Consider the following 1,181-nt stretch of genomic DNA (forward strand, 5'->3'; position numbering starts at 1 on the left):
ATAAGAGACAGGGGTTTCTACATCAAGGTCGTTAGACGGTTCGTCCAGCAGCAACACATTGCCGCCGCTCAACAAGGTTTTTGCCAAGTGCAGACGGCCACGTTCACCGCCCGACAATTGACCTGCAATTTTGCTAGACAGGCATAGTTGTGCGGGATTATCCGATATCAATTTGAAACGATTGGCTTTGATACCTAAAAACGGAGGAAACCGTTTGGCTTTTGCGCATATTCCCGAATTACAGCTGGAATGTTTTATCGGAAAAGACAATAGTTTTAAAGACACGTTCGGTAGGCTATGGTGGGATAAGCCCGCACCTACCATAACGACCAAATTCTTTAGCATTTCCAACGGGCGGTTTGCCCATCCTGAAGAAGATAGGGCGTTATCCCTGCGAGAAGGTGCAACATTGCAATCGTTCCCTCGTAACTATGTCTTTAAAGCGGGCAGTAGGGACAAGATAGCCCGTTTGATTGGTAATGCCGTTCCTCCGATGTATGCGGAAAAAATAGGCAGGGCAATTGTTGATAATATCGAATGTTAGAAAAGGAGAAAACATGTCTGAAGAAAAATTGAAAATGAGTTTCGAGCCAACCGTAATCGAACATTTGGGTGTAAAGATGTATTCGCACACTGTTCCTGCGATTGCCGAGTTGATAGCGAATGCCTACGATGCATGTGCTACGGAAGTGGAAGTTAGGTTATTCGATAAACCGGAGCATAAAATCGTTATTAAAGATAATGGCATAGGAATGAGCTTCGATGAAATCAATGATTTTTATTTGAGAATCGGTCGGAACAGAAGGGAAGAAAAACAAGCCTCCCCGTGCGGAAGAATTCCAACGGGTAAAAAAGGTCTTGGTAAATTGGCATTATTCAGGCTTGGCAACAAAATCGAAATCTCTACTATCCAAGGAAACGAACGGGTTACTTTTACTTTGGATTATGCAGAGATTAAAAAAAGTGAGCGTATTTATCAACCGGAGTTTCAGAAAGAGTCTGTTAAACCCAATACCGAAAACGGAACAACTATAACTTTAACCGATTTCGGCAAGATTGTCTTGCGGGGAAACATGGACGACGGCTGCCGATGCTGTCTGAAAAATACTGCCGCTGGCAAGTATCAGCACGGCCATCAGCCATGTACGGAGTACGGATGCTGTCTCTTTATACACATCTCC

The 1,181-nt window shown here is 43.9% G+C and carries 2 protein-coding genes and 1 pseudogene; 2 read left to right on the forward strand and 1 reads right to left on the reverse strand.

The window, feature by feature from the left end; genetic code table 11:
- Positions 1-135, reverse strand: a pseudogene (locus tag ACRPFF_RS11060) (ATP-binding cassette domain-containing protein); the annotation flags it as partial.
- 37 nt (positions 136-172) lie between these two features.
- Here ACRPFF_RS11060 and ACRPFF_RS11065 point away from each other — a divergent pair.
- Together ACRPFF_RS11065 and ACRPFF_RS11070 are read left to right on the forward strand one after the other, a co-directional pair.
- On the forward strand, positions 173-544 hold the full coding sequence (locus ACRPFF_RS11065) for a DNA cytosine methyltransferase (RefSeq protein ID WP_012503918.1): 372 nt from the start codon (positions 173-175) through the stop codon (positions 542-544).
- 13 nt (positions 545-557) lie between these two features.
- A partial coding sequence (locus ACRPFF_RS11070; RefSeq protein ID WP_432674661.1) for an ATP-binding protein occupies positions 558-1,181 on the forward strand: 624 nt, incomplete at its 3' end.

The sequence above is a fragment of the Neisseria sp. SLRRB23 genome, assembly GCF_050896295.1.
In the GTDB taxonomy this organism is placed as follows: Bacteria; Pseudomonadota; Gammaproteobacteria; order Burkholderiales; family Neisseriaceae; genus Neisseria.